This is a genomic window from Kitasatospora sp. NPDC001683, from assembly GCF_053596495.1.
The window spans coordinates 111,707-133,642 of record NZ_JBSFGK010000010.1; the positions used below are offsets into that span (position 1 = coordinate 111,707).

The window sequence follows — 21,936 nt, forward strand, 5'->3', positions numbered from 1 at the left end:
GTCACCGCGGGGGCTGCGGCATCTCGTCGATCTGCCGGACCTCCGCCTCGACCTGCCAGTTCGCCGGGTGGGTCTGCAGGAAGCGCCGGGTCCACTCCAGCGCCTCCGCCTTGTCCTTGCACTGCAGGATGGCGTAGCCGCCGACGACCTCCTTGGTCTCGGTGAACGGCCCGTCGGTGTAGCCGACCTTCCCGTCGTTCCAGGTCACCCGGGTGCCCTGGGCGGTCGGGGTCAGCCCGGCGGTCTCCAGCATCACCCCGGCCTTGGTGATCTCCTCGAACAGCGCCCCCATCCGCTGCTCGAACCCCGGGTCGGGTTCCCACCCGTCGCGGGCGTTCTCGTCGATGCGGATCAGCGTCATGAAGCGCGGCATGGTGACTCCTCGGTCGTACGGGCGGGGCTCCTCCCCGCCTCTCACCCCTGCGTCGATCGGACCGGCGCCGGATCGACACCCGCCGGGAAGAATTCTTCCGCCGTGCCCCACGTGCCGCCTTTCAGCTCGACGAGGTCTGAGGCACGGCCCCGCCGGTTCCGGCGCGCCCCGTGCCTGCGGCCGCAAATGCGAGCCGACGTCTCGCTGACTCATCGCAACTGCCGATGAACATCGACATTCGCCATCGCGAATGCGAATGCCCGCGCTCCACCTCGGGTACCCCTCCTCCCGGGTCGCGGCGGCGCGGCCCGGGAGGAGGAGCACCATGACCCCGGCGAGACCCACCGTCCGGCTGCACGGCCACCTCGACGAGCCGGCCGAGCTGACCGTCGAGCAACTGCGCACCCTCCCCGCGCACCGGGTCGAGGTCAGCTTCGACTGCCTGACCGAGGGCGAGCAGCGCCACGGCTACGAGGGCCCGGCGCTGCTGGACGTCCTGCTCGCCGCCCGGCCCCGGATCGACTTCTCCGGCCGCAAGCAGCGGCTGCGCTTCCTGCTCAACGTGGTCGGCGCCGACGGCCACCGGGCCGTGGTCTCCTGGGCCGAGATCGACCCGGACTTCGGCGGCCGCCGGATCCTGCTCGCCACCAGCATGGACGGCGCCCCGCTGGACGCCGCCGGCCCGCAGCTGGTCGTCCCCGACGACCACTGCGGCGCGCGCTACGTCAGCGCCGTCACCGCCGTCTGGCTGGGGCCGCTCGGCGGCCCGGTGCAGCCTGCCGGATAGTTCGCCGCGGCGCCCGGGCACGGCGCCCGGGCGCAAGCAGCACCCGGGCGAAGCGCCCGGGCACAGCACCCGGGCACCGTGTGCGGGCAGTGCGCCGGGCGCACGCGAACCGCTCGCCCGGGGCGGTTTTCCATGCCAACATGCCCCGTATGGGGACGATTCTGCACGGCACCCTGGTCACCCTCCGCCCGGCCACCGCCGACGACATCCCGGCACTGGTGGCGATCCGCAGCACGCCCGAGGTCTTCGCCCGCTGGCGCGGCGGCGACGACCTGGCCGACGAGGTCGCGGGGGACCTGGAATCGCCCGACACCGAGACCTTCGCGATCGAGCTGGGCGGCCGGGTCGTCGGTGCCGTCCAGTGGTACGCCAACAACGACGACGACTACCGGCACGCCGGGATGGACCTCTACCTGGACCCGTCGGTGCACGGCCTGGGCCTGGGCACCGACGCCGTGCGCACCATGGCCCGGCACCTGGTGCACGACCACCATTACCACCGGCTGGTGATCGACCCGGCCGCGGACAACCTCGCCGCGATCCGCTGCTACGCCAAGGTCGGCTTCCGCCCGGTCGGCACCATGCGCCAGTACGAGCGCGGCCCGGACGGCAGTTGGCACGACAACGTGCTGATGGATCTGCTCGCGGACGAACTGTCGGACGGCTGACGGAGGTTCACCGGGTCCTCGGCGCACCGTGCAAGGGTGTACAGACATCTTGTCAGCCAGCCACCCTGACCTGTACAGACACCTCGTCGCCACGGGAGCGATCGAAACTGATCGCCTGGCGTTCTTCCCGAAGTACCGAGCAGTAGCTAGCGTTCCCCCGCCAATCCCCGGCGGCCGGTCACCCCGGCCCGACCGGGCCCCACCGGATTGACGGACCCAGGAGAACGCCCATGCTCTCGCGTCGCACGGCCGCCGCCCTCACCTCGGCGGCCGCCGCCGCACTGCTGCTCGGCGGCACCGCGCCGACGGCCTCCGCCACCACCTCGGCGAGCCCCGCCACGCTGTCCGTCTTCGCGTTCAACGTCGACCTCGGCACCGCGATCGTCGACAGCACCCAGAACGAGCAGGCCGCCCGCCGCACCCCGGTGATCGAGCAGATCGTCCGCCAGCACAACGCCGACGTGGTCGTCCTGGACGAGCAGTTCAACAACAGCTCGACCGCCGACATCAACAGCAAGCTCGCCGACCTCTACCCGTACCGCACCCCGGTGGTCGGCGGGGTCTGCTCCGGCGGCGGCTGGACGGGCGTCAGCGGCAACTGCTCCAACTCGTGGTTCGTCATCAACGGCGGCACGATGATCCTCTCCAAGTACCCGATCACCGCCCAGTACGCCCACGTCTTCAGCAACTCGACCTACGGCACCTGGGACTACCACGCCAACAAGGGCGCGGCGCTGGTCCAGGTGAACAAGAACGGCAGCACCGCCTGGGTGGTCGGCACCCACCTGCAGGCCGACGAGTCCGACACCTCCACCGACACCACCCAGTCCACCCGGCTCGGCCAGCTCGCCGAGATCCGCGCCTGGGTCGACGGCATCGTCGGCAGCAGCGCGCCGGTGCTGATCGGCGGCGACCTCAACGTCGAGTACTTCCACGGCCAGAGCCGCGGCGACTACACCAACGCCCAGAACGCGGTCAACGGCGTGCTCGGCACCCCGGCCACCGACCCGACCCAGGCCCGCACCACCATGGACTGTCCGGTCTCCTCCTGGTGCCAGTACATGGCGGGCGTCGAGACCTTCCCGACCGACTACCGGGACGACCTCGACTACATCGGCTACCTCAACGCCCCGGGCCGTCCGGTGCCGACCTCGATGTCCAACGTGAAGGTCGACTTCGACCCGCAGGCCGGCTGGGCGCCGGGCCAGCTGGACACCAACGCGCCCAGCGACCACTACCCGGTCGAGGCCACCTTCCAGCTGAACTGACCTACGGCCTAAGGTCGTTGCCGCGACGGCTGGCAGCCGCAGGAGCGCCGCACCACCAGCCGGGCCGGGAAGGTCCGGGTCCCGGCGGCGCGGCGCTCCGGCCCGCCGAGCACCAGGTCCACCGCGGCCCGGGCCATCTCGTCCTGCGCGGTGGTGACGGTGGTCAGCGCCGGTCCGGCGATCACCGCCTCGGCGATGTCGTCGAAGCCGGCCACCGCGAGGTCCTCCGGCACCCGGATGCCCAGGTCGTCGGCGGCCCGCAGCAGACCGATCGCCTGGTCGTCCGTCGCGCAGAACACCGCGGACGGCCGGTCGGGCCGGCTGAGCAGGGCGAGCGCCTCGGCGTGCGCCCGGACCCGGTCGAAGGGCGCCTGGGTGAGCCGCCCCTCGGTGGACAGCCCGGCCTCGGCCAGCGCCCCGGCCCAGCCGGCCGTCCGTCCGGTGACCGGGTCGAGCGGGCTGAGCGCCAGGGTGCCGCCGAAGCAGTGCACCTCGGCGTGGCCGTGGCCGAGCAGGTGACGGACCACCTCGCGCGCGCCGCCCTCGTCGTCCGCCACCACGGCCACGCCCTCGGCGCTCTCCGCCCGGTGGTGCAGCAGCACGACCGGGGTGCCGTCGGCCGAGTCGAAGCCGGTCAGCCCGGGAGTGGCCGGGTCCTGGGTGACCAGGATCAGGCCGTCCACCTGCATCCCGAGGAAGGCCCGGATGTAGTGCGCCTCGCGCTCGTCGGCGTAGTCGGAGTTGCCGATCAGCAGCAGCCGGCCGTGCTCGGTGGCGGCCTGCTCCACGGCGTGCGCCAGGCCGGCGAAGAAGGGCTGGCGGGCGTCCGGCACGACCATCCCGAGCAGGTCGGTCCGCCGCCGCGCCATCGCCTGGGCGACCCGGTTGGGCCGGTAGCCGAGCTCCTCCACCGCGGCGAGCACCCGGGCCCGGGTGGCCGCCGCCACCGGTCGCGGCCCGTCGTTGATCACATAACTCACGACCGCCGTGGACGTCCCCGCCACCCGCGCCACATCGTCCCGTGTCACCCTCGCCATGACCAGTGAGCCTACACAGCGCCTCCGACCAGCGTGTTTTCCGCGCCCGGGGGAGCCCCCGATCGGCCCGCTCCGGTAGCCGGGCGGGCGGCACCCGTGTCGACGCTGACGGGACGGGCGCCAGCGGGTGCCGCGAAAGACGGAGCGGTCAGGGCCTGTCCGGCAAGAACCGCCGGGCCCTGGTCAGCCGGCGTCCGGCACGATCACCGTCAGCGAGGTCTCCTGCCGCAGGAAGCCGAGCGCCTCGTAGACCCGGCGGGCCGGATTGCCCTCGGTCACCGTCAGGTGCACGTCGGCCAGCCCCCGGTCGGCGGCGTCCGCGACCGCCCGGCGCAGCAGGTCGGCGCCGAGGCCGCGGTAGCCGCGCCGGGGGTGGCGGAAGACCTCGGCGACCCAGGGCAGGCCGTCGCGGTCGGTCAGCACGACCGCGCCGACCACCTGGTCCTCGGCGTCCACGGCGAGCAGGCTGGAGGGCAGCACCGGGCCGATGGCCTGCCCGGCCAGCAGCGGGCCGATCCGGTCGGCGACGGCCCGGGCGTCGTCGCCGGGGTAGTGGTCCACGTGGGTCGGGTCGAAGGCGGCCCGCCAGGACTCCAGCAGCTCCTCGGGCGAGCGGTCGCAGGGCACCGCCCGCAGGCCCTCGCGCAGCGGCGTCCCGGCCCATTCGGCGGGCGGGGGATCGGCGCGCAGGTCGCGCCGGAAGGTGTGGGCGTGCCGCAGGGCGGTCGCGCCCTGCGCCAGCAGCCGCTGCCCGAGCTCGGGCGGCCCGGAGACCACCCAGCCGGGCAGCTCGGCGCGGATGAACTCCGCCGCGTCCGCCGAGTCGTCCAGCACCTCCAGCAAGTCGGCCCAGGGCCGCCCCTCCCGCTCTCCCAACCGGTACCGCAGCACCGGTGCGCCGTCGCCGTTGCGCCTGATCACCCGGTCCGTGTCGGCCATGGCCCCACCCCGTTCACGAGCTCGTTCGTCGGCGGCCCATGCTCACCGGATCCAGGAGCCCGGTGCAACGGGTTTTCGACCAGCGCGTTTCGAGGTGGCGCCGCCAGGCCCGTAGGGCTTGGTCCCGCTCAGCTCACCAGCGCCGCCCGGAGGCAGAGCACGTCCGGCAGGTGGGAGATCAGCAGCGACCAGTGCTCGCCCTCGTCGCGGCTGCCGTACACGTCACCGGTCCGGTTGCCGAAGTAGATCCCGGCCGGATCGGCGTCGTCGGTGCGCAGGGCGTCGCGCAGCACGATCCCGTAGTGGTCCTCGCCCGGCAGGCCGTCGGCCAGCTGCTCCCAGCTGGTGCCGGCGTCCGTGGTGCGGAAGACCCGGCAGCGGTGGCCGGGCGGGATCCGGTCGTCCGAGCCGCCGAGCGGGAAGAGGTAGGCGGTGTCGCCCCGGCGCGGGTGGGCGGCGATGGCGAAGCCGAACTCGGCGGGCAGCCCGTCCGCGATGGAGCGCCAGCTCGCGCCCCAGTCGTCGCTGCGGTAGACGCCGCCGTGGTTCTGCAGGTAGAGCCGGTCGGGGTGGACCGGGTCCGGCGCGATCTTGTGCACGCACTGGCCGAACTCGGGGTACTGGCTCTCCGCGGGGAAGAACTCGGCGCGCAGGCCGGTGTTGGAGGGGGCCCAGCTGTCGCCGCCGTCCTTGCTGCGGTAGACGCCGCCGCTGGAGACGGCGACCAGCAGCCGCTGGGGGTCGCGCGGGTCGGTGAGGATGGTGTGCAGGCCCTGGCCGCCGTAACCGGCGCCCCACTCGGGCCGCTGGGGGTGGTTCCAGAGCGACTCGACCAGGGCGAAGGTCTCGCCGCCGTCGGTGGAGCGGAACAGCGCGGCGGGTTCGGTGCCCGCGTACACCACGCCGGGGGCCTCCGGTCCGGCGGGCTGGAGCTGCCAGACCCGGGTGAGCGAGGCGCCGGTGGACTCGGGGAAGCGGATCGCCGGCCGCGCCGGCTCGTGCCAGGTGTCGCCGAGGTCGTCCGAGCGCCACACCGAGGGGCCCCAGTGGCTGCTGTCGGCGCCGACCAGCAGCCTGGTCCGGCCCTCGCGGCGGTCGATCGAGACGGAGTAAATCGCGTTCATCCGGAAGTGCGGCCCGCTGAACTTCCAGTCCAGCCGGTCGCGGCTGCGGCCGAGAAAGAGGCCCTTCTCGGTTCCGACGGCCAACAGCACCTCGGTCATGTCTCACACCACCTGATCATGAGCACGGCCCCCCGGGACGGCCCCCCGGGGCGCGTCGGCACGCCCCACCGCCAGTGTCCCGCCGTCCACCGGTGGCCACATCTCGCCGCGCCGCGCACCCCGCTCCGGCCGGGGCCTACCCCCGGCAGCCCTCCAGCAGCCGCAGCCACACCTCGCTGATCGTCGGGTAGGCGGGGACGGCGTGCCAGAGCCGGTCGATCGGCACCTCGCCGACCACCGCCACGGTCGCCGAGTGCAGCAGCTCGGCGACGGCCGGGCCGACCAGGCAGGCGCCGATGATCACCTCCCGGTCCAGGTCGAAGACCACCCGGGCCCGGCCGCGGTAGCCGTCCGCGTAGAGCGAGGCCCCGGCGACGTCGCCGATCCCGTGGTCGACGGCCTTGACCCGCAGCCCGAGCCGCTCGGCCGCCGCCAGGGTCAGACCGACGGCCGCGACCTCCGGTTGCGTGAACACCACCTGCGGCGCACCGGCGACGTCGGCGGACGCGGAGTGCGCGCCCCAGCGCGAGGTGTCCAGTGCGCGCCCTTGGGCGCGGGCGGCGATCACCGCGCCGGTGATCCGGGCCTGGTACTTGCCCTGGTGGGTGAGCAGCGCCCGGTGGTTGACGTCCCCGGCGGCGTAGAGCCACTCGCCGTCCACGCCCAGCACCGTGCAGCTGTCGTCCACGTCCAGCCAGGCGCCCGGCCGCAGCCCGACCTGCTCCAGTCCGATGTCGGCGGTGCGCGGGGCCCGTCCGGTCGCGTACAGCACCTCGTCGGCGGTCAGCGCCCCGCCACCGCTCAGCGAGAGCACCACCGGCCCGGTGGCCCCGGGCCGCTCCAGTGCCGTCACCTCCGTGCCGAAGCGGAGGTCCACCCCCGCCTCGCGCAGGCCCTCCGCGACCAGCTCGCCCGCGAACGGCTCCATCCGCGGCAGCAGCGCGTCGCCGCGCACCAGCAGCACGACCTCGGAGCCGAGCGCCCGCCAGGCGCGGGCCATCTCCACCCCGACCACCCCGCCGCCGACCACCGCGAGGCGCCCGGGGACGGTCGGCGAGCCGGTCGCCTCCCGGTTGGTCCACGGGTGGGCGTCCGCCAGCCCGGTCACGTCGGTCGGCAGCACCGGGCGGCTGCCGGTGCACACCGCGACGGCGTGCCGGGCGGTGAGCACCCGCTCGGTGCCGTCCTCCGCCTCCACCGTGACGGTCCGCACGCCCGCCAGCCGGCCGTGGCCGCGGACCAGCTCGATGCCGGTGTCCCGCAGCCACTGCACCTGGCCGTCGTCCTTCCAGTGCGAGGTGAAGGAGTCCCGCCGGGCCAGCACCGCCGCCGCGTCCAGCCGTCCGCCGCCGACCGCCTCCCGGGCGCCGCCCACCGCGCGGGCGTCGTCCAGCGCGGCCGCCGGGCGCAGCAGCGCCTTGCTCGGCATGCAGGCCCAGTACGAGCACTCGCCGCCGACCAGTTCGGCCTCCACGATCACCGTGCGCAGGCCCGCGGCGACGGTCCGGTCGGCCACGTTCTCACCGGTCGGTCCGGCGCCCAGGACGATGACGTCGTACTCCTCGGCGGTGCTGCTGGTCATGTCGGATCCTCCGTGGTCTCGCGGGCCTCGCGTCGTCCCGCCTGGTGCGGGCCGCCCTCGACGCCCGCCGGCGTGGGCCCCATCCTGCACGCGGACGGGCCCGCGCGCGGGCGAACACGCGGACGGGCTCAGATTGCCGCGAGCTCCGCCAGCAGGGCCGCCGTGTCGGCGGGGCGGGAGAACATCGGCCAGTGCCCGGTGGGCAGTTCACGCAGTTCCCAGTTGGGCCGGTCCATCCCGACGAACCACGGGTGCCCGGCCGCGATCAGCGCCCGCACCTGTTCCAGCGGGAAGGAGCAGGAGATCAGCGCCTGCGGCAGCGCGGCCCCGGCGCCGGTCAGCCGCAGCGCGTCCCGGTAGGCCCCGACCGGGTGCGGGGTCAGCCGGGTGCGGACCTGCGCCAGCGTGGCCTCGTCCAGGCCCTCGAGGCTGGACCCGTGGTCGGCCATGTACTCCCAGGAGGGCATCGGGAAGCGGCCGTCGACCACCGTGGCGTCGGCCTCCGCCCGGAAGTCGGGCTGCCAGAGGTCGTACACCGAGGCGCCGTCGACCATCGGGCCGCTGTCCAGGTAGACCACCCGCCGGATCCGCTCCGGCATCCGGTCCGCGACCCCGCCCACCGGCGCGCAGGCACCGCTGTGCGCGACCAGCACCACGTCCCACAGGTCCTCGCGCACCAGCAGCTCGGCCAGGTCGGCGATGTGCTCCTCCAGCCCGAAGTCGCCCTGCTCGCCCGCCCGTTCGGCGAGCCCCGGCAGGCTCACCGGGTGGACGTCGTGCCCGGCCGCGCGCAGCGGCGCGGCCACCTCGTCCCAGGCCCAGGCGCCGAGCCAGAATCCCGGAACCAGTACGAACGTGCTCATGGTGGATCGCTCCTTCCGCGACGGCACCCCCGTCACCGGCGACTCCAAGATCGTATCCGGGCCCGGGGAGCAGCGGCTCTCCGGGCCCGGGCACGGCTCAGGTGCGGCCAGGCACGGCTCAGAACGGCCCGGGCGTGGCTCAGAACGGCGCGGGACGGCTCAGGCCTGGCCCTCGGCCGCCTGCTCCTGCGCCACCTTGCGCTTGACCTCGGCCATGTCCAGGTTGCGGGCCTGGCCGATCAGGTCCTCGAAGACCGGCTCCGGCAGCGCGCCGGCCTGGGAGAAGACGAGCACACCCTCCCGGATGATCGCCAGCGTCGGGATCGACTGGATGCCGAACGCGGCGGCCAGTTCCTGCTGGGCCTCGGTGTCGACCTTGGCGAAGACCAGGTCCGGGTGGCGGCCCGCGGCCTTCTCGTACACCGGGGCGAACTGGCGGCACGGCCCGCACCATCCGGCCCAGAAGTCGATGAAGACGAAGTCCTTGCCCTCCGGGCCCGGGACGATGTCGTCGAAGTTCTCCTTGGTCAGCTCGACCGTGTTGCTCATCTCGCGGATCCTTCCCTTCCGAAGGTGGCGGCACAGACCGTCCGCCGGGGACAACGGTGATGCCCACGGGGGTATTCCGGGCCGTGGCCGATTGAGCACGCGGCGGCGACCGTCCGTACGTAAGGGTGTCGAGTTCCGCTCAACGAGGCGGGAGGCGCCCCATGCGCAGCACACGTCGCACCCGCCGGGCCGCCCTGCTCGCCGTCGCCGCGGCCGCCCTGGTCGCCGGTTGCGGGTCGTCCGGCTCGGGCAAGTCGGGCAGCGCGCCGAGCACGTCGGGCCCTCCCGGCGGGCCGACCGGTGCCACTCTGCGGACCGTGCACGACCCCGAGCTCGGCACGATCGTCACCGACAGTGCGGGCTTCACGCTCTACCGCTTCGACCAGGACGGGACCAACCCGCCGGAGTCCTACTGCAACGGTAACTGCGCCACGATCTGGCCGCCTGAGCAAGCCAACGGCAACGTCACCGCCAAGGGCGTCGACAGCACGCTGGTCGGCACCGTCGCCCGCTCCGACGGCACCAAGCAGGTCGCCATCAACGGTTCGCCGGTCTACCGCTTCTCGATGGACACCAAGCCCGGTGACACCAAGGGCGAGGGCGTGGCCGGCACCTGGTTCGCGGTGACCCCGACCGGCGGCAGGGCGATGCCGAGCGGCGGCTCGGCGCCCGGCTCACCGGGGCCCGCCAACCCCACACCGATGCCCAGCACACCGGGCTACTGACCGAGGGAGCGGAGCGATGCGCACCGACCGTTGCAGGCCACCGCCGCCGACCGGCGGCCGCTGACCGCGGCAGGCCACCGCCCTCGCCGGTGGCGCCCGGGTGCGCAAGGATGAAGTGGTGACCGATGAGCACCCCGCCGGCGGCTCCGCCGCGCACGGCACGGGGGCCGCCGACGAGGAACTGATGCGGGCCCTGTACCGCGAGCACGCCGGTCCACTCTTCGCCTTCGTCCTCCACCTGGTCGCGGGCGACCGGCAGCGCGCCGAGGACGTCGTCCAGGAGACGCTGGTCCGGGCCTGGCGCAACATCCACCGGCTCGACCCGGAGGCCGACTCGCTGCGGCCCTGGCTGGTCACCGTCGCCCGCCGGATCGTGATCGACGACCACCGCAGCGCCCGCGCCCGCCCGCACGAGGTGGACGCCGAGGCCCTGAAGCAACTGCCCGCCGAGGACGACATCGAACGGGCGCTGCGGATGATGACCGTCACGGACGCCCTCGCCGACCTCTCGCCCGCCCACCGGGAGGTCATCGTCGAGACCTACCTCAAGGGCCGCACCGCCAAGGAGGCCGCCACCGAACTCGGCATCCCGGCCGGGACCGTCCGGTCGCGGGTGTTCTACGCACTGCGCTCGCTCAGGCTCGCGCTGGAGGAAAGGGGAGTGAGATCGTGACCACGTGGCCCGCCCCCGACCCCGGCCTGCCCGCCGGAGCCGTGCACCTGGACGTCGGAGCGTACATCCTCGGCGTGCTGGAGCCCGCCGAGAACGCCGCCTTCGAAGGGCACCTGGCGGGCTGCCCGCAGTGCACCGAGGAGGTGCGGCAACTCGAGTCCGTGGAGCGGGTGTTGGCCGAGTACACGGCCTCGACCGCGGCCGCCGGGTTGGACCCCGCCGGGCCCCTGCCGATGCCGGGCGGCCGGCTCCTGGACCGGCTGGTCGCCGAGGTCAGGGCCGGCCGGCGGCGGGGCCGGATTCGTCGGCTGGCCCTCGCCCTGGCCGCCACCGCGATGGTCGCGGCGGGCCCGGCCGTCACGGCCGCGGTGCTCACCGCCGAGACCACGCCTGCCGTGGTCGCCGTCGCCGAACAGTTCAGCGCCACCGATCCGACCACCGGCGCCAAGGCCACCGTCGGCATCGACGGCAAGACCTGGGGCAGCCAGATCAGCCTCCAACTCTCGGGCGTGAATGGCCCGTTGACCTGCCGACTGGTCGCCGTCTCGAACGGCGGCGAGCACCAGACGGTCACCACCTGGAGCGTCCCGGCCAGCGGCTACGACGAGCCCGACAACCGGGAGACGCTGCGCACCACCGGAGGCGCGGCCCTCCAGCCGCGCGACATCGACCACTTCGAGGTGCGGGTCCAGAGCACCGACGCCCTGCTGGTCTCCGTCCCGGCGCACAATGCCTGACCCGGGCCGGGCCGTTCTCAGCACGCCCCGTGCGGTGACTCGTACGCGACCAGCCGCTCGACCCGGGCCGTCCCCAGGAGGGTGGGCCAGTGCGGGTTCGGCTCGCCGCCGCCGGTCATGTGCTCCCGCCGCCAGGGCCGGCTCCAGCCGACCCGCAGCTGCGGCTGGTAGCCGTGCCACCGGCCGCACGGGCAGGGCACCAGCACCCGTGCGCAGGAGCGGCACAGCTCGGCCCGGTCGTGGACGGTCGACACCGGCACCGCCGGCCCCTCCTCCCCGCAGGCCGGGCAGCCGGGCAGCTCGGCCCCGTCCAGCAGCGCGTTCTGCCGCCGGACGTAGTCGGGCAGGCTCAACCGCGGGTGCAGGAAGGGATCGTGGTACCAGACCGCGTTCGGCGAACCCAGCCACCGTCGGTCCCACCACGGCGTCACCGGTGGTCTGCGCCGACCGGCCCGCTTCTCCGCCCGTCGCCGCGCGGCGAACTCCTCGGCCCGGGCCAGCCACAGCACCCGCGCCTCGTGCAGCTCCTCCACCGCCCGCACCAGCGACTCCGGATCGGCCTCCAGCCGCCGGGGCATCCGGGCGCTGACGGTGAGGTGGTGGTAAGTCGCCCGGAGGCCGTAGGGGGCGAACTCGGTCAGGCAGGTCCGCAGGGCGCTGTGGCGTCGGTACGGCGGGAGGGCGGCGTCGTGCACCCGGGCGCGGTGGGTGCGGAAGCTGGTCACGGCGAGGGCTCCAGGGCCAGGGCCCGGGTCAGTGCGGCGGTGACGGCAGGGGCGTGCTCCGGGAACCGCCGCGCGGCCCAACCGCCCGCCAGGCGGACGAAGTCGCGCAGGTCCTGCTCGGCCCCGGCGAGCAACCGGCGCAGCTCCGCCACCGGCACCTCGATCACCGGGCTGTGCGCGACCTCGGTGTCCGCCGTCAACCGCACGGTGCCGCCGACCCGTTGGGCCGCGGCGTAGGGGTCGTGACCGAACCAGCCCTCGCCGGAGCCGTCCGTCACGTCCAGCCATTCGCGCCACTCCTCCAGGCCGTTGCAGCAGCCCGGTGCGAAGACGGCACCGGTGGCGCCGTCCGTCACCCGGAAGCCGCCGGGGGCGACGAGGTACTCCGCGGTGAGCAGCCCGTGCAGGAAGGCCTCCGGCCCGCCGTCCTCGGAGTCGTCCTCGGGTGCGTCCTCATTGGCACCGGCGATCCGCCACAGCGCGGAGCCGACGTCCCGCGGCGTCAACCGCCCGTCCAGCACCAGGAATCCGTACGGCTCGAAGCTGCCCGTCGGCCAGAGCGCGAAGTCCTCGTCGGGGGCGTCCATCTCCAGGACCGGCTGCATCTCCATCACCCGGCGATGATGTCGCAGCGTCCTGCGGCCCGACCAGCGGATTACGCCGCGTCCGCCGCGATCGCGGCCAGCACCCGCCCGCAGCGTCGGGCGAAGGCGTGCTGGAGGAGCGGGAACAGCGGTCCGGCCAGCCGGGCCCACCAGGCGACCGGCTGGCTGAACGCGGTGACGCTGAACCAGACCGTCCCGTCGGGCGCCAGCTCGACCAGGAAGGTCTCCTCGCCCCGGCCCACGTGCCCGTGCCTGGTCCCGTACGTGAAGCCGTACCGGTCCGGGCCGTTGACGGCGGCCAGCACCCGGTTGGGCGCGCCCGCCCGCAGCGCGCCGAGGCGGACCGCGCAGCGCACGGCGACGCCCGGGGCCGCCTCCTCGGCCTCCGCGTCGATCCGGATGCCGGCCAGCCGGTGCATCCGCCAGCCGAGCAGGGCGGCCCCGGCGACCTCCAGGGCGGCGCGGCCGTGGCCGATCCGGGCCCGGTGGTGCAGATGGCGGTAGCCGGCGGGGAGGTCGCCGGTACGGCTGGCGCCCTGCTCGGGGCGGCTGTAGTCGTTGCCGGGGCGGCTGTGGTCGTTCAACGAGGAGTCTCCACGGCGGTGGTGATCCGGCGCCAGGCGAGGAGCGCGCAGAGGGCGAAGCCGAGCGCGTTGCCGAGGCCGTGGGTGGCGGCCATCCAGGTCAAGGTGGGGTGGGGGAGTCCGGCGGCCCGGCCGAGCGCCCACCACAGGGCGAGCAGCATGGTGAGAGCCAGGATGGCGGAGGAGACGGCGAACAGCCGCGCGGTGGCCCGGTCCCTTGCCCGGGGGCGCAGTTCGCGCCAGCTGACCAGACCGACCAGCCACATCCCGGTGCTCAGCACGACGGCTCCGGCGAACTGCCACCAGTTGCCGAGGAAGTACCCAGCCAGCACCAGCAGGGTGCCGGCCGGGACACTGAGCGCCGCGCAGCGGGCCGGTCGGGAGCCGCGGTCGGCGCGGCAGACCAGTCCGGAGACCAGGGCGGCGGTGAATCCGGCGTAGTGGAAGTGCGGGACGGTCAGCGCGAGGACGTGCGGCTCGAAGCCGAACAGCGGGTAGCCGGAGCGCTCGGCGACCAGCGCGACGCCGGCCACCGAGGGGGCGGCGAGCGCGGTGAGCACGGCGACCTCGGCGGGGGCGAGCGAGCGGGTCCGGGCCAGCCGCAGGGGTGCGTGCAGGGCCAGGGCCAGGGTGCCGAGCGCGTAGACGACCGCCGGGCCGGCGGCGAGGGCGCCGCGCGGCAGCCAGAGCGAGAGCACCCCGGGTACGGCCGCGAGCGGCCAGAGGCGGCGGATCCGGGCGAGCCCGGGTTCGTCGATCAGGGCCAGTCCGAGCGGCAGGACGGCGCCCATGCCGATCAGGACCAGCAGGTCCACCAGTTCCGTCGTGCCCTTGCCCACAGCGGGGCCACCCCCTCTTGAACGCGTTCAAATAGGCTCGCCGGTGACTCTACGCCGCCGACTTGAACGTGTTCAACTCGCCCTCGGTCCGGCCTGCCTGGTGTTCACGGTGGGTGCGGCGCACTCTGGAGGAGTAACCGATGGAGGTGATCCGCCATGAAGACTCTGGTCGGTTGGCACATCGAGATGGAGTTCCGCGAGGACGGCCCGCGGACGACCGCGGCCGCCCTGCTCCGGCTCGGCGACGGGACCGAACTGCGCGCCCACGGCTACAGCAGCCGGCACCCCTCCGACCCGGAACAGCTGCGGGTCGGCGAGGAGATCGCGGGTGCCCGTGCGCTCAACGACCTCGCCTCGCAACTGCTCTCCAAGGCGCACGGGGAGATCCAGGAGGTCAGCCCGGTCCCGACCCACCCGCTCTCGTGACCGCTCCGCGCCCGCACGGCGACCAGGCCGGACGGGATCCGGAGCGCCCGCGCATCCCGCTGATCTGCCCGCGCTGCGGGCACGAGCAGCAGGTCGTCCCCGGCGGCCCCGATCGGACGGTCAAGGTGGTGCACGTGGGGACCGGCCGGGAGGCCTGCGAGCCGGGGGACCTGGCCCGGGCACCGGACGACGGGAGCTGAACCGCCGTGCCACCGGAACCGCCGTGCCACCGGAACCGGAACCGCCGTACGCGCCGGAACAGTTGAGCCACCGCGCCCGGGGAATCGCCGAGTGCCGGGGCCCCGTCCCCACGGGGTCCCGGCACTCGGCGAGCCGAACGGCGGCCCGGCGGCGGCCGGTTGACGTCGGAGGGGGCCAAGCGGAGCCCGTCGGCCGTCAGTTGACGCAGTACGTGGTCGGCGGCCGCCACTCCGGTCCGACCAGGCGCTGTTCCAGCTCGTTCAGCGTGATCCGGATCCCGACCGTCCCGGCCAGCCCCACCCGGAACCGGCTGCGGGCCAGCGCGATCAGCGCGGTCAGGCCGTACTTGTTGATCAGCGAGGTGCGGTAGCGCGCCGTCGCGTCGGGGTCGCAGAGCCGGGCACGGGCCGGGAGCCGGCGGCCGGTGGGGCGCCCGTGGGCGTCGCAGGGGCCGATCAGCACCCGGGGGTGGCGGCGGATCCGTTCGGCCTCGCCGGAGTGGGCGGGCGTCCAGACGCCGAGCGCCGTGCCGTCCGGTACGACCCACAGCTGCGAGTCCTGCCGGCTGCCGTCCTCGCCGAAGGTGGTCAGCAGGAGGTACCTGCTGTCGGCGAGCCGGTCGGTTCGGTCGTACATGATCTCCTCCCTCTCGCGGGGGGCGGGTCAGTGATGACCGTGGCCCTCGGTGATCTCGCGGTACTCCTCGACGGTGGGCCTGGGGATCCGGGCGTGCTCGCCGTGGAATCCGCGGGACAGCCGCACGCGGGTGCGGGTGAGCCCACCCGCCGGCCGGGCCACTCCATTCTCGTCCACCGCGGGCGGCGGTTCGAGGGGGCGGGGCTGTTCGTGGGCGGTGAGCCGGTGCAGTTCGGCCGGCGCGAGCCCGGCGTGCACCTCGGTGAACTCGCCGTGCGGAAGCCGCCGGATGACGCCGGTCTCCCGACCGTGCAGCACCTTGTCCCGGTCCCGCCGCTGCAGGCCCAGGCACCAGCGCTTGGTGACCACGAAGACGGCCACCGGGAGGACGAAGAAGCCGATCCGCACCGCGTAGGTGATCGCGTTGAGCGACAGGTGCAGGTGGGTGGCGATGAGGTCGTTGCCGCCACCCGCGAGCATCACCAGGTAGACGCTGATCCAGGCGGCGCCGAGGGCGGTGCGGACGGGGGCGTTGCGCGGCCGGTCGAGCAGGTGGTGCTCGCGTCCGTCGTCGGTCACCCAGCTCTCGACGAACGGGTAGACCGCGATCGCGCCGAGGATCACCGGGAACAGCGTGAACGGGACCAGCACCCCGAGGTTGAGGGTGTGCCCCCACAGGCTGATCTCCCAGCCGGGCATCACCCGGATCAGGCCCTCGGCGAAGCCCATGTACCAGTCCGGCTGGGCGTCGGTGGAGACCTGGTCCGGGCGGTACGGGCCGTACGCCCAGATCGGGTTGACGGTGGCGACCGCGGACATCAGCGCGATGATCCCGAAGACCAGGAAGAAGAACCCGCCGGCCTTGGCCAGGTACACCGGCATCAGCGGCATGCCGACCACGTTCTTCTCGGTCCTGCCCGGCCCGGCCCACTGGGTGTGCTTGTGGTAGAAGACCAGGATCACGTGGGTGACCAGCAGCCCGAGCATGATGCCGGGCACCAGGAGCACGTGGATGGTGAAGAACCTCGGGATGATGTCGTGCCCGGGGAACTCCCCGCCGAACAGGAACATCTGGACGTACGTGCCGACCAGCGGCACGGCCAGCACCACGCCCTCGATGAACCGGATGCCGGTGCCGGAGAGCAGGTCGTCCGGCAGCGAGTAGCCGAAGAAGCCGTCCAGCATGCCGAGGAAGAGCAGCAGGAAGCCGAAGACCCAGTTGATCTCGCGCGGCTTGCGGAACGCGCCGGTGAAGAACACCCGCATCATGTGCACGAACATGGCCGCGACGAAGACGATCGCCGCCCAGTGGTGGATCTGCCGGATCAGCAGCCCGCCGCGGACCTCGAAACTGATGTCCACGGTGGAGGCGTAGGCCTCGGACATCGAGATGCCCTTGAGCGGGACGTACGAGCCGCTGTAGACCACCTCGCCCATGCTCGGCTTGAAGAACAGGGTCAGCCAGACGCCGGTCAGGATGATGATCAGGAAGGTGTAGAGGCAGATCTCGCCCAGCATGAAGGACCAGTGGTCCGGGAAGATCTTCCGCAGGTTGGCCCTGGCCAGGGAGTAGATCCCCAGCCGGCCGTCCGCCCAGTCGGCGGCCCGCTGCCCCCGCCCTGGGTTCTGATTCCGGGTCATGTGCACGCACCTCAGTCCGAAGGAAGCGGGGATAGTTCCCCGGTTCGCTGAGGTCAGAATAATCGGGGAGTGATCCCCACTTCTACCCGGGGGTGCTCGGGGCTCTGTTCACGGCCGGGCTGAAACCGCGAGCGGCCCGCCCGGTGCCGACAGGACACCGGACGGGCCGCGTACGCACCCACGTCACTACGAGACGGGCAGGCCCCGAGGGGCGGCGGGGGTCAGTGCACCAGCACCGGCACCTCGTCGACCTTCGCCGCGCCCGAGTCGGCGCCCGCACGCGCGGCGCCGGGGTGGCCGGCGTTGATGAAGGTGAAGGCGACGGTGGCGGCCGCCACCAGGATCCCGAAGGAGATCCAGATCGCGGTGGTGAAGCCGTGCACCATGCCCTGGAACTGCAGCGCCTTCGCGGCCTCGAGGGTGTGGGCGTGCGAGGTCATCCAGCTACTGGTGGCGCTGGCCGCGATGGTGTTCAGCAGCGCGGTGCCGATGGCGCCGCCGACCTGCTGCGAGGTGTTGACCATGGCCGAGGCCACGCCCGCGTCCCGCGGCTGGACGCCGTGGGTGGCGAGGCTCATCGCCGGCATGAAGGCGGTGCCCATGCCGAGGCCCATCAGGATCAGGCCGGGCAGGATCAGCGCCGGGTACGAGGTGTCCAGGCCGATGTGGGTCAGCAGGAACATGCCGAGCGCGGCGGTCAGGAAGCCGGGCGTCATCAGGTAGCGCGCCGGGACGCGGGTCATCAGCCGGGCGCCGATCTGGGTCGAGCCGGTGATCATGCCCGCCACCATCGGCAGGAAGGCCACGCCGGTCAGCACCGGGCTGTAACCGCGCACGACCTGCAGGTAGTAGGTCAGGAAGAGGAACAGACCGAACATGCCGATCACGGCCATGCCCAGCGACAGGTACACCCCGCCGCGATTGCGGTTCAGCACCACGCGCAGCGGCAGCAGCGGGGCCTTGACCCTGCGCTCCACCAGGACGAAGGCGGCGAGCAGCACGACGGCCGCGGCGAACAGCGCCAGGGTGCTGCCGGCCGTCCAGCCGTTGGACTCGGCGCGGGTGAAGCCGTACACCAGCGAGACCAGGCCGGTGGTCACCAGCAGCACGCCGGGGACGTCCAGCTTGTTGCGGTTGCGGCCCTCGGCGGGCTCGCGGATCACCATGACGGCGCCGACGGCGGCCACGATGGCGAACGGGATGTTGACGAAGAAGGTCCAGCGCCAGTTCATGTACTCGGTCAGGAAGCCGCCGAGGATCAGACCGATGGCGCCACCGCCACCGGCGATCGCGCCGTAGATGCCGAAGGCCTTGGCGCGCTCCTTGGCCTCGGTGAAGGTCACCGCGAGCAGCGACAGCGCGGCAGGCGCCAGCAGTGCGCCGAACACGCCCTGCAGCGCGCGGGAGCCGAGCAGCATCGCGGTGTTGACCGCGGCGCCGCCGAGCGCGGAGGCCAGGGCGAAGCCGGTCAGGCCGACGATGAAGGTCCGCTTGCGGCCCCAGAGGTCCGCGATCCGGCCGCCGAACAGCAGCAGGCCGCCGAAGGCCAGCGCGTAGGCGGTGATCACCCACTGGCGGTTGCCGTCGGATATGCCGAGGTCCCGCTGGGCGGACGGCAGGGCGATGTTCACGATGGTGGCGTCGAGGACGACCATCAGCTGGGCGAGGCCGATGAAGATCAGCGCCTTCCAGCGCCTGGGATCGGGCAGCGTCGCCGGGCGGGCGTCGGTTTGAGACATGGGGGTACCCATTTCACGGTGCGTGGGTGTGCGAAAACGGTCAACTGCCGTACGGGAACGGCAGGTTGCCGTACGGGTGCGAGGGCGCGCGGAGGCGTGCGGCGGCGGTGCCGATCGGCTGCGCGTCGGGTCGGTGCTGGTGGTCGGTCAGTTCTTGGTCTGGAAGTCCTCGAAGGTCGCGGCCCGGCCGGGCAGGACCGAACGGACGGGCGTGCGCAGACCGTCCAGGAAGATCTGCAGGTGCCGGTGGACGAACTCGTCGAGCAGTTGGCACGAGGTGTTCGGCAGTGGTCGGGTCAGCTGGCTCATCGCGATGAACAGGTCGCCGTGGTCGACGTCCGGCCGCAACTCGCCCGCGGCCCGTGCGCGCTCCATCAGCCCGCCCACGGCGGACTTCAGGCGCTCCCGGACCTCGGTCAGGTCCGGGTCGTGCGGGTCGATGTGGCTACTGAACAGGGAGCAGAGACCGCCGACCTTCTCCGCGACGGTCGCGTGCACGAACCGTTGCAGAGCTTCGAACGGGCCCCCGCCGCCAGGTGCCTCCGCCTCCGCCGTCGCCGTCTCGGCGAGCGCCAGGATGCGGTTCTTGACGAGCAGCGCCACCTCGCGGATCAGCGCCACCCGGTCCGGGAAGTTCCGGTACAGCGTGGCATTGCCGACCCCCGCCCGCTTCGCGATCTCGTCCAGCGGCACATCCGCACCGTGCTCGACGAACGCGTCCCGGGCCGCCAGCACGATCCGCTCCCGGTTCCGGCTCGCGTCCGCACGCAACTTCGGCGTACGCACACTCCCCGCGGCCCGGGCCGACTCGGTGGCGACGGTGGTCATGGCGACTGCTCCTCCAGGATACCGGGGAAGTTCTCCCCGCTTCTACCAACGTACTCGGAAACGGGGAATCCGTCCCCGTAATTTCCGCCCCCCATGTGACCTGCATCACATCCGAGGGGTCTCCGTGTCCATCTGCCAGTGTGTTTCGTTCCCCGTGGGGTGCTCCGGTGGAAGGGGAAAGCCTGTGACCGCGATCTCCGACCGCGCACAGATGCTGCCTGAGGAGTTCGAGGAGCTCGCGCGGCTCGCCTTCCGGACCGCTGAAGGCATCCGGCTGGAGTTCCTCAACGGGCGGCTGGCGGTCAAGCCGCGACCGGACGGCAACCACGGCCGGGTGGTCGGGTGGCTGGTGCGAAGCTGCCTCAAGGCGCGGCCGGAGCTGTTCCTGCACCATCACGGGCTGAAGGTGCAACGGTCCCAGGAGGGGCGTGCGTGCCCGGACGGCACCCTGGCGCCCTCCGGGGCCTTCATGGGCATGGGGGCGTGGGTGGACGCCGGGGCGGTGCTGATGGTCGTCGAAGTCACCGATGCCGAAGTGGAAGCCGACCACCGTGCCCGCGTCGAGAAGCCCCGTGCCTACGCCGAGACCGGCATCCCCGTCTACCTGCTGATCGACCGGGACTCCGCTGAGGTCGTCGTCCACAGCCGGCCCGACGGCGTCCGCTACGAGACCGTCCAGACCCTCCCCTTCGGCAAGACCGTCCACCTCCCCGATCCGGTCGGCATTTCCCTCGATACCGAGCCGCTCAAGAACTGGGTGCGCTGAGCCCGGCCATGTCTTCCCGGGGCGGGTAGTCCCGTCGGCCTAGGCTGGGCGTCCCGGGCGGCCGGTGGGCCGTGGGAGTCGGGAGGGGCCCGGCGGCCGGGTTGGCGGAGGAGGTTCGCGATGGACAGCGAGGAGTCGACCGCCAGGGTGCGCTGCGTGGCGGCCGTTCCGTGCTGGGTGAGCCTGATGGCCCGGGACCTGGAGGGTGCCAAGGAGTTCTACGGCCCGCTGCTCGGGTGGGAGTTCGAGCCCGGGCCGGAGCGCTTCGGCCCGTACGTGCACGCGGTGACGGGCGGGGAGGCGGTGGCCGGGCTGGGGGTCGCGGGCGTCGGGGCGGTGCCGCTCGCCTGGACCAGCTACTTCGGGACGGAGAGCGCCGACGCCGTCGCCGACGCGGTGCGCGAGCGCGGCGCGACCCTGGCGGTCGGCCCGCTGGCCTTCGACGAGGGGCGGGTGGCCTTCGCGGCGGACCCGGCCGGGGCGGTGTTCGGCATCTGGGAGGGCCCGCTGGGCCGGGCCCGGAAGCTGGACCTGCCGGGCGCGCCGGTCTGGATCGAGCTGCGCACCCCGGACCCGTTCGCGGCGGCGCTGTTCTACGGCGAGGTGTTCCGCTGGGACGGCCGCGACCCGGAGCGCTTCGAAATCCGCTGGGAGCACGACCGGGTGGTGCTGCGGGCGGAGGGGCACAACGTCGCGGCGCTGGCCAAAGAGCAGGCGGGCGGCCCGGCGGGCACGCCGCCGCACTGGGAGATCTCCTTCGCCGTACCGGACACCGATCAGGCGCTGGCCCTGGCATTGGAGCTGGGCGGTTCGGTGATCGGCCCCGCCTTCGACACCCCGTACGGGCGGGTGGCCCGGTTGCGGGACCGGGAGGGGGCCCGGTTCGCGGTGATCAGCCCGAAGGCCTGACCAAGGGCCTGAGCCGGTCCGAAGGGCTGACCAAGGACCTGAGCCGGCTCGAAGGGCTGACCAAGGACCTGAGTCAGCCCGAAGGGGTGACCGGGGGACCGGGTGAATCCGGGCTGCCGAGCTCCTCCCGCTCCGCCCTCAGCCGTTCGCCCAGCTCCGCCCGGGCCGCCGCGGGCAGGGTCTTGCGGGCGGCCGGGAAGAGCACCTTCTCCTCGCCGGTGAGGTGCCGCCGCACGGTGTCGGCGAGGCCCTGCAGCAGGGTGTCGAAGGCCGGGTCGGCCGGGCCGAGTCCTTGCAGGTCGGCGAGGTACTGTCCGATCGCCAGGTGGTCGTGGATGCTGCTGAAGACCAGTGCCCCGCCCTCGGGCACGTCGTGCTGGACGACCGGGAAGAGGTGCTCCTCCTCGGCGGCGCAGTGGGTGAACAGCAGGTCGGTCAGCCGGGCCACCAGCTCGGCGCGCTCGGCGGAGCCGGCCGGCGCCGTCTCGGCCCGGTCGAGCAGCTCGGTGACCGCCTTGTGGTCGGCGGTGAACTCGCCGAGGATGTCCGGCCTGCGGCTCATGGCGTGACCGCCTCTCGTCCGGGATCAGGACTGCCCCCGTACTGTCCAGTA

26 protein-coding genes are annotated in these 21,936 nt (G+C 73.2%); 10 read left to right on the plus strand and 16 right to left on the minus strand.

What is annotated here, in order from left to right; all coding sequences use genetic code 11:
• Window position 1 precedes the first annotated feature (1 nt).
• Window positions 2-373 (minus strand): YciI family protein, encoded by a 372-nt coding sequence (locus ACWCYO_RS08320; RefSeq protein ID WP_270148121.1) that lies wholly within the window; start codon window positions 371-373, stop codon window positions 2-4.
• A 325-nt stretch (window positions 374-698) separates the two neighbouring features.
• On the opposite strand from ACWCYO_RS08320, the gene ACWCYO_RS08325 reads away from it, so the two are divergent.
• From ACWCYO_RS08325 to ACWCYO_RS08335, 3 genes are all read left to right on the plus strand, one after another.
• Window positions 699-1,160: a molybdopterin-dependent oxidoreductase gene (locus ACWCYO_RS08325; protein ID WP_270148122.1), complete on the plus strand. Its 462-nt coding sequence runs from the start codon at window positions 699-701 to the stop codon at window positions 1,158-1,160.
• Between the two features lie 149 nt (window positions 1,161-1,309).
• On the plus strand, window positions 1,310-1,828 hold the full coding sequence (locus ACWCYO_RS08330) for a GNAT family N-acetyltransferase (RefSeq protein ID WP_449783780.1): 519 nt from the start codon (window positions 1,310-1,312) through the stop codon (window positions 1,826-1,828).
• Window positions 1,829-2,058: 230 nt separating this feature from the next.
• A complete protein-coding gene (locus ACWCYO_RS08335; protein WP_270148124.1) occupies window positions 2,059-3,096 on the plus strand; it encodes an endonuclease/exonuclease/phosphatase family protein in 1,038 nt (345 codons plus the stop codon).
• 8 nt (window positions 3,097-3,104) lie between these two features.
• On the opposite strand, the gene ACWCYO_RS08340 is transcribed toward ACWCYO_RS08335, so the two are convergent.
• The 6 genes from ACWCYO_RS08340 to ACWCYO_RS08365 all read right to left on the minus strand — a co-directional run bounded on the left by ACWCYO_RS08340 (window position 3,105) and on the right by ACWCYO_RS08365 (window position 9,289).
• The gene (locus ACWCYO_RS08340) at window positions 3,105-4,133 is read right to left on the minus strand and encodes a LacI family DNA-binding transcriptional regulator (RefSeq protein WP_270148125.1); all 1,029 of its coding nucleotides are present in this window, start codon (window positions 4,131-4,133) and stop codon (window positions 3,105-3,107) included.
• A 183-nt stretch (window positions 4,134-4,316) separates the two neighbouring features.
• Window positions 4,317-5,072: a GNAT family N-acetyltransferase gene (locus ACWCYO_RS08345; RefSeq protein WP_449783781.1), complete on the minus strand. Its 756-nt coding sequence runs from the start codon at window positions 5,070-5,072 to the stop codon at window positions 4,317-4,319.
• 128 nt (window positions 5,073-5,200) lie between these two features.
• Window positions 5,201-6,295, minus strand: a complete 1,095-nt coding sequence (locus ACWCYO_RS08350) for a WD40/YVTN/BNR-like repeat-containing protein (RefSeq protein ID WP_270148128.1) — start codon at window positions 6,293-6,295, stop codon at window positions 5,201-5,203.
• A gap of 136 nt (window positions 6,296-6,431) precedes the next feature.
• Window positions 6,432-7,877 carry a dihydrolipoyl dehydrogenase family protein gene (locus tag ACWCYO_RS08355; RefSeq protein ID WP_449783782.1) on the minus strand — a complete coding sequence of 482 codons (1,446 nt, stop codon included), beginning with the start codon at window positions 7,875-7,877 and terminating at the stop codon, window positions 6,432-6,434.
• A gap of 128 nt (window positions 7,878-8,005) precedes the next feature.
• Window positions 8,006-8,740 carry an alpha/beta fold hydrolase gene (locus ACWCYO_RS08360; RefSeq protein WP_270148131.1) on the minus strand — a complete coding sequence of 245 codons (735 nt, stop codon included), beginning with the start codon at window positions 8,738-8,740 and terminating at the stop codon, window positions 8,006-8,008.
• Between the two features lie 159 nt (window positions 8,741-8,899).
• Window positions 8,900-9,289: a thioredoxin family protein gene (locus tag ACWCYO_RS08365; RefSeq protein ID WP_270148132.1), complete on the minus strand. Its 390-nt coding sequence runs from the start codon at window positions 9,287-9,289 to the stop codon at window positions 8,900-8,902.
• A gap of 161 nt (window positions 9,290-9,450) precedes the next feature.
• Here ACWCYO_RS08365 and ACWCYO_RS08370 point away from each other — a divergent pair, with 161 nt between their 5' ends.
• From ACWCYO_RS08370 to ACWCYO_RS08380, 3 genes are all read left to right on the plus strand, one after another.
• On the plus strand, window positions 9,451-10,014 hold the full coding sequence (locus tag ACWCYO_RS08370; protein ID WP_449783783.1) for a hypothetical protein: 564 nt from the start codon (window positions 9,451-9,453) through the stop codon (window positions 10,012-10,014).
• Window positions 10,015-10,114: 100 nt separating this feature from the next.
• A complete protein-coding gene (locus ACWCYO_RS08375; RefSeq protein ID WP_449783784.1) occupies window positions 10,115-10,687 on the plus strand; it encodes a sigma-70 family RNA polymerase sigma factor in 573 nt (190 codons plus the stop codon).
• Window positions 10,684-11,424: a zf-HC2 domain-containing protein gene (locus ACWCYO_RS08380; RefSeq protein WP_449783785.1), complete on the plus strand. Its 741-nt coding sequence runs from the start codon at window positions 10,684-10,686 to the stop codon at window positions 11,422-11,424. Before ACWCYO_RS08375 ends, ACWCYO_RS08380 begins: the two co-directional genes overlap by 4 nt.
• Window positions 11,425-11,441: 17 nt before the next feature.
• Here ACWCYO_RS08380 and ACWCYO_RS08385 read toward each other — a convergent pair whose 3' ends face one another.
• The 4 genes from ACWCYO_RS08385 to ACWCYO_RS08400 are packed head-to-tail and all read right to left on the minus strand — an operon-like array spanning window position 11,442 to window position 14,177.
• Complete coding sequence (locus ACWCYO_RS08385) at window positions 11,442-12,149, minus strand: hypothetical protein (protein ID WP_449783786.1); 708 nt, start codon at window positions 12,147-12,149, stop codon at window positions 11,442-11,444.
• Window positions 12,146-12,760, minus strand: coding sequence for a hypothetical protein (locus ACWCYO_RS08390; protein WP_449783794.1), 615 nt, complete (start codon window positions 12,758-12,760; stop codon window positions 12,146-12,148). The genes ACWCYO_RS08385 and ACWCYO_RS08390 overlap by 4 nt, the downstream gene beginning before the upstream one ends.
• Window positions 12,761-12,804: 44 nt before the next feature.
• The gene (locus ACWCYO_RS08395) at window positions 12,805-13,338 is read right to left on the minus strand and encodes a DUF1990 family protein (RefSeq protein WP_449783787.1); all 534 of its coding nucleotides are present in this window, start codon (window positions 13,336-13,338) and stop codon (window positions 12,805-12,807) included.
• Window positions 13,335-14,177 (minus strand): YndJ family protein, encoded by an 843-nt coding sequence (locus ACWCYO_RS08400; RefSeq protein WP_449783788.1) that lies wholly within the window; start codon window positions 14,175-14,177, stop codon window positions 13,335-13,337. Before ACWCYO_RS08400 ends, ACWCYO_RS08395 begins: the two co-directional genes overlap by 4 nt.
• A gap of 156 nt (window positions 14,178-14,333) precedes the next feature.
• Here ACWCYO_RS08400 and ACWCYO_RS08405 point away from each other — a divergent pair, with 156 nt between their 5' ends.
• Complete coding sequence (locus ACWCYO_RS08405) at window positions 14,334-14,603, plus strand: DUF1876 domain-containing protein (protein ID WP_270148144.1); 270 nt, start codon at window positions 14,334-14,336, stop codon at window positions 14,601-14,603.
• Window positions 14,600-14,803 (plus strand): hypothetical protein, encoded by a 204-nt coding sequence (locus ACWCYO_RS08410; protein WP_270148145.1) that lies wholly within the window; start codon window positions 14,600-14,602, stop codon window positions 14,801-14,803. The genes ACWCYO_RS08405 and ACWCYO_RS08410 overlap by 4 nt, the downstream gene beginning before the upstream one ends.
• Before the next feature lie 196 nt (window positions 14,804-14,999).
• Here ACWCYO_RS08410 and ACWCYO_RS08415 read toward each other — a convergent pair whose 3' ends face one another.
• The 4 genes from ACWCYO_RS08415 to ACWCYO_RS08430 all read right to left on the minus strand — a co-directional run bounded on the left by ACWCYO_RS08415 (window position 15,000) and on the right by ACWCYO_RS08430 (window position 19,648).
• Window positions 15,000-15,440, minus strand: coding sequence for a PPOX class F420-dependent oxidoreductase (locus ACWCYO_RS08415; protein ID WP_270148147.1), 441 nt, complete (start codon window positions 15,438-15,440; stop codon window positions 15,000-15,002).
• Between the two features lie 27 nt (window positions 15,441-15,467).
• Window positions 15,468-17,081: a cytochrome bc1 complex cytochrome b subunit gene (qcrB, locus tag ACWCYO_RS08420; RefSeq protein WP_270148149.1), complete on the minus strand. Its 1,614-nt coding sequence runs from the start codon at window positions 17,079-17,081 to the stop codon at window positions 15,468-15,470.
• Between the two features lie 221 nt (window positions 17,082-17,302).
• Window positions 17,303-18,832, minus strand: a complete 1,530-nt coding sequence (locus ACWCYO_RS08425; RefSeq protein ID WP_405000738.1) for an MFS transporter — start codon at window positions 18,830-18,832, stop codon at window positions 17,303-17,305.
• Between the two features lie 135 nt (window positions 18,833-18,967).
• On the minus strand, window positions 18,968-19,648 hold the full coding sequence (locus ACWCYO_RS08430) for a TetR/AcrR family transcriptional regulator (RefSeq protein WP_270148152.1): 681 nt from the start codon (window positions 19,646-19,648) through the stop codon (window positions 18,968-18,970).
• A 184-nt stretch (window positions 19,649-19,832) separates the two neighbouring features.
• Between ACWCYO_RS08430 and ACWCYO_RS08435 the strand changes: the two genes are divergently transcribed.
• Together ACWCYO_RS08435 and ACWCYO_RS08440 are read left to right on the plus strand one after the other, a co-directional pair.
• A complete protein-coding gene (locus tag ACWCYO_RS08435) occupies window positions 19,833-20,414 on the plus strand; it encodes a Uma2 family endonuclease (RefSeq protein ID WP_449783795.1) in 582 nt (193 codons plus the stop codon).
• A 120-nt stretch (window positions 20,415-20,534) separates the two neighbouring features.
• Complete coding sequence (locus tag ACWCYO_RS08440) at window positions 20,535-21,323, plus strand: VOC family protein (protein ID WP_449783789.1); 789 nt, start codon at window positions 20,535-20,537, stop codon at window positions 21,321-21,323.
• Window positions 21,324-21,396: 73 nt separating this feature from the next.
• On the opposite strand, the gene ACWCYO_RS08445 is transcribed toward ACWCYO_RS08440, so the two are convergent.
• Window positions 21,397-21,885, minus strand: a complete 489-nt coding sequence (locus ACWCYO_RS08445; protein WP_270148156.1) for a hemerythrin domain-containing protein — start codon at window positions 21,883-21,885, stop codon at window positions 21,397-21,399.
• Between the last annotated feature and the right edge of the window lie 51 nt (window positions 21,886-21,936).

Excerpts from the sequence above, each read along its gene's own strand:
- ACWCYO_RS08345 (WP_449783781.1), bottom strand. The coding sequence starts at position 5,072 with ATGGCCGACACGGACCGGGTGATCAGGCGCAACGGCGACGGCGCACCG.
- ACWCYO_RS08320 (WP_270148121.1), bottom strand. The coding sequence starts at position 373 with ATGCCGCGCTTCATGACGCTGATCCGCATCGACGAGAACGCCCGCGAC.
- ACWCYO_RS08360 (WP_270148131.1), bottom strand. The coding sequence starts at position 8,740 with ATGAGCACGTTCGTACTGGTTCCGGGATTCTGGCTCGGCGCCTGGGCC.
- ACWCYO_RS08405 (WP_270148144.1), top strand. The coding sequence starts at position 14,334 with ATGAAGACTCTGGTCGGTTGGCACATCGAGATGGAGTTCCGCGAGGAC.
- ACWCYO_RS08355 (WP_449783782.1), bottom strand. The coding sequence starts at position 7,877 with ATGACCAGCAGCACCGCCGAGGAGTACGACGTCATCGTCCTGGGCGCC.
- ACWCYO_RS08370 (WP_449783783.1), top strand. The coding sequence starts at position 9,451 with ATGCGCAGCACACGTCGCACCCGCCGGGCCGCCCTGCTCGCCGTCGCC.
- ACWCYO_RS08340 (WP_270148125.1), bottom strand. The coding sequence starts at position 4,133 with ATGGCGAGGGTGACACGGGACGATGTGGCGCGGGTGGCGGGGACGTCC.
- ACWCYO_RS08350 (WP_270148128.1), bottom strand. The coding sequence starts at position 6,295 with ATGACCGAGGTGCTGTTGGCCGTCGGAACCGAGAAGGGCCTCTTTCTC.
- ACWCYO_RS08425 (WP_405000738.1), bottom strand. The coding sequence starts at position 18,832 with ATGGGTACCCCCATGTCTCAAACCGACGCCCGCCCGGCGACGCTGCCC.
- ACWCYO_RS08445 (WP_270148156.1), bottom strand. The coding sequence starts at position 21,885 with ATGAGCCGCAGGCCGGACATCCTCGGCGAGTTCACCGCCGACCACAAG.
- ACWCYO_RS08330 (WP_449783780.1), top strand. The coding sequence starts at position 1,310 with ATGGGGACGATTCTGCACGGCACCCTGGTCACCCTCCGCCCGGCCACC.
- ACWCYO_RS08390 (WP_449783794.1), bottom strand. The coding sequence starts at position 12,760 with ATGGAGATGCAGCCGGTCCTGGAGATGGACGCCCCCGACGAGGACTTC.
- ACWCYO_RS08325 (WP_270148122.1), top strand. The coding sequence starts at position 699 with ATGACCCCGGCGAGACCCACCGTCCGGCTGCACGGCCACCTCGACGAG.
- qcrB (WP_270148149.1), bottom strand. The coding sequence starts at position 17,081 with ATGACCCGGAATCAGAACCCAGGGCGGGGGCAGCGGGCCGCCGACTGG.
- ACWCYO_RS08335 (WP_270148124.1), top strand. The coding sequence starts at position 2,059 with ATGCTCTCGCGTCGCACGGCCGCCGCCCTCACCTCGGCGGCCGCCGCC.
- ACWCYO_RS08365 (WP_270148132.1), bottom strand. The coding sequence starts at position 9,289 with ATGAGCAACACGGTCGAGCTGACCAAGGAGAACTTCGACGACATCGTC.
- ACWCYO_RS08440 (WP_449783789.1), top strand. The coding sequence starts at position 20,535 with ATGGACAGCGAGGAGTCGACCGCCAGGGTGCGCTGCGTGGCGGCCGTT.
- ACWCYO_RS08415 (WP_270148147.1), bottom strand. The coding sequence starts at position 15,440 with ATGTACGACCGAACCGACCGGCTCGCCGACAGCAGGTACCTCCTGCTG.
- ACWCYO_RS08430 (WP_270148152.1), bottom strand. The coding sequence starts at position 19,648 with ATGACCACCGTCGCCACCGAGTCGGCCCGGGCCGCGGGGAGTGTGCGT.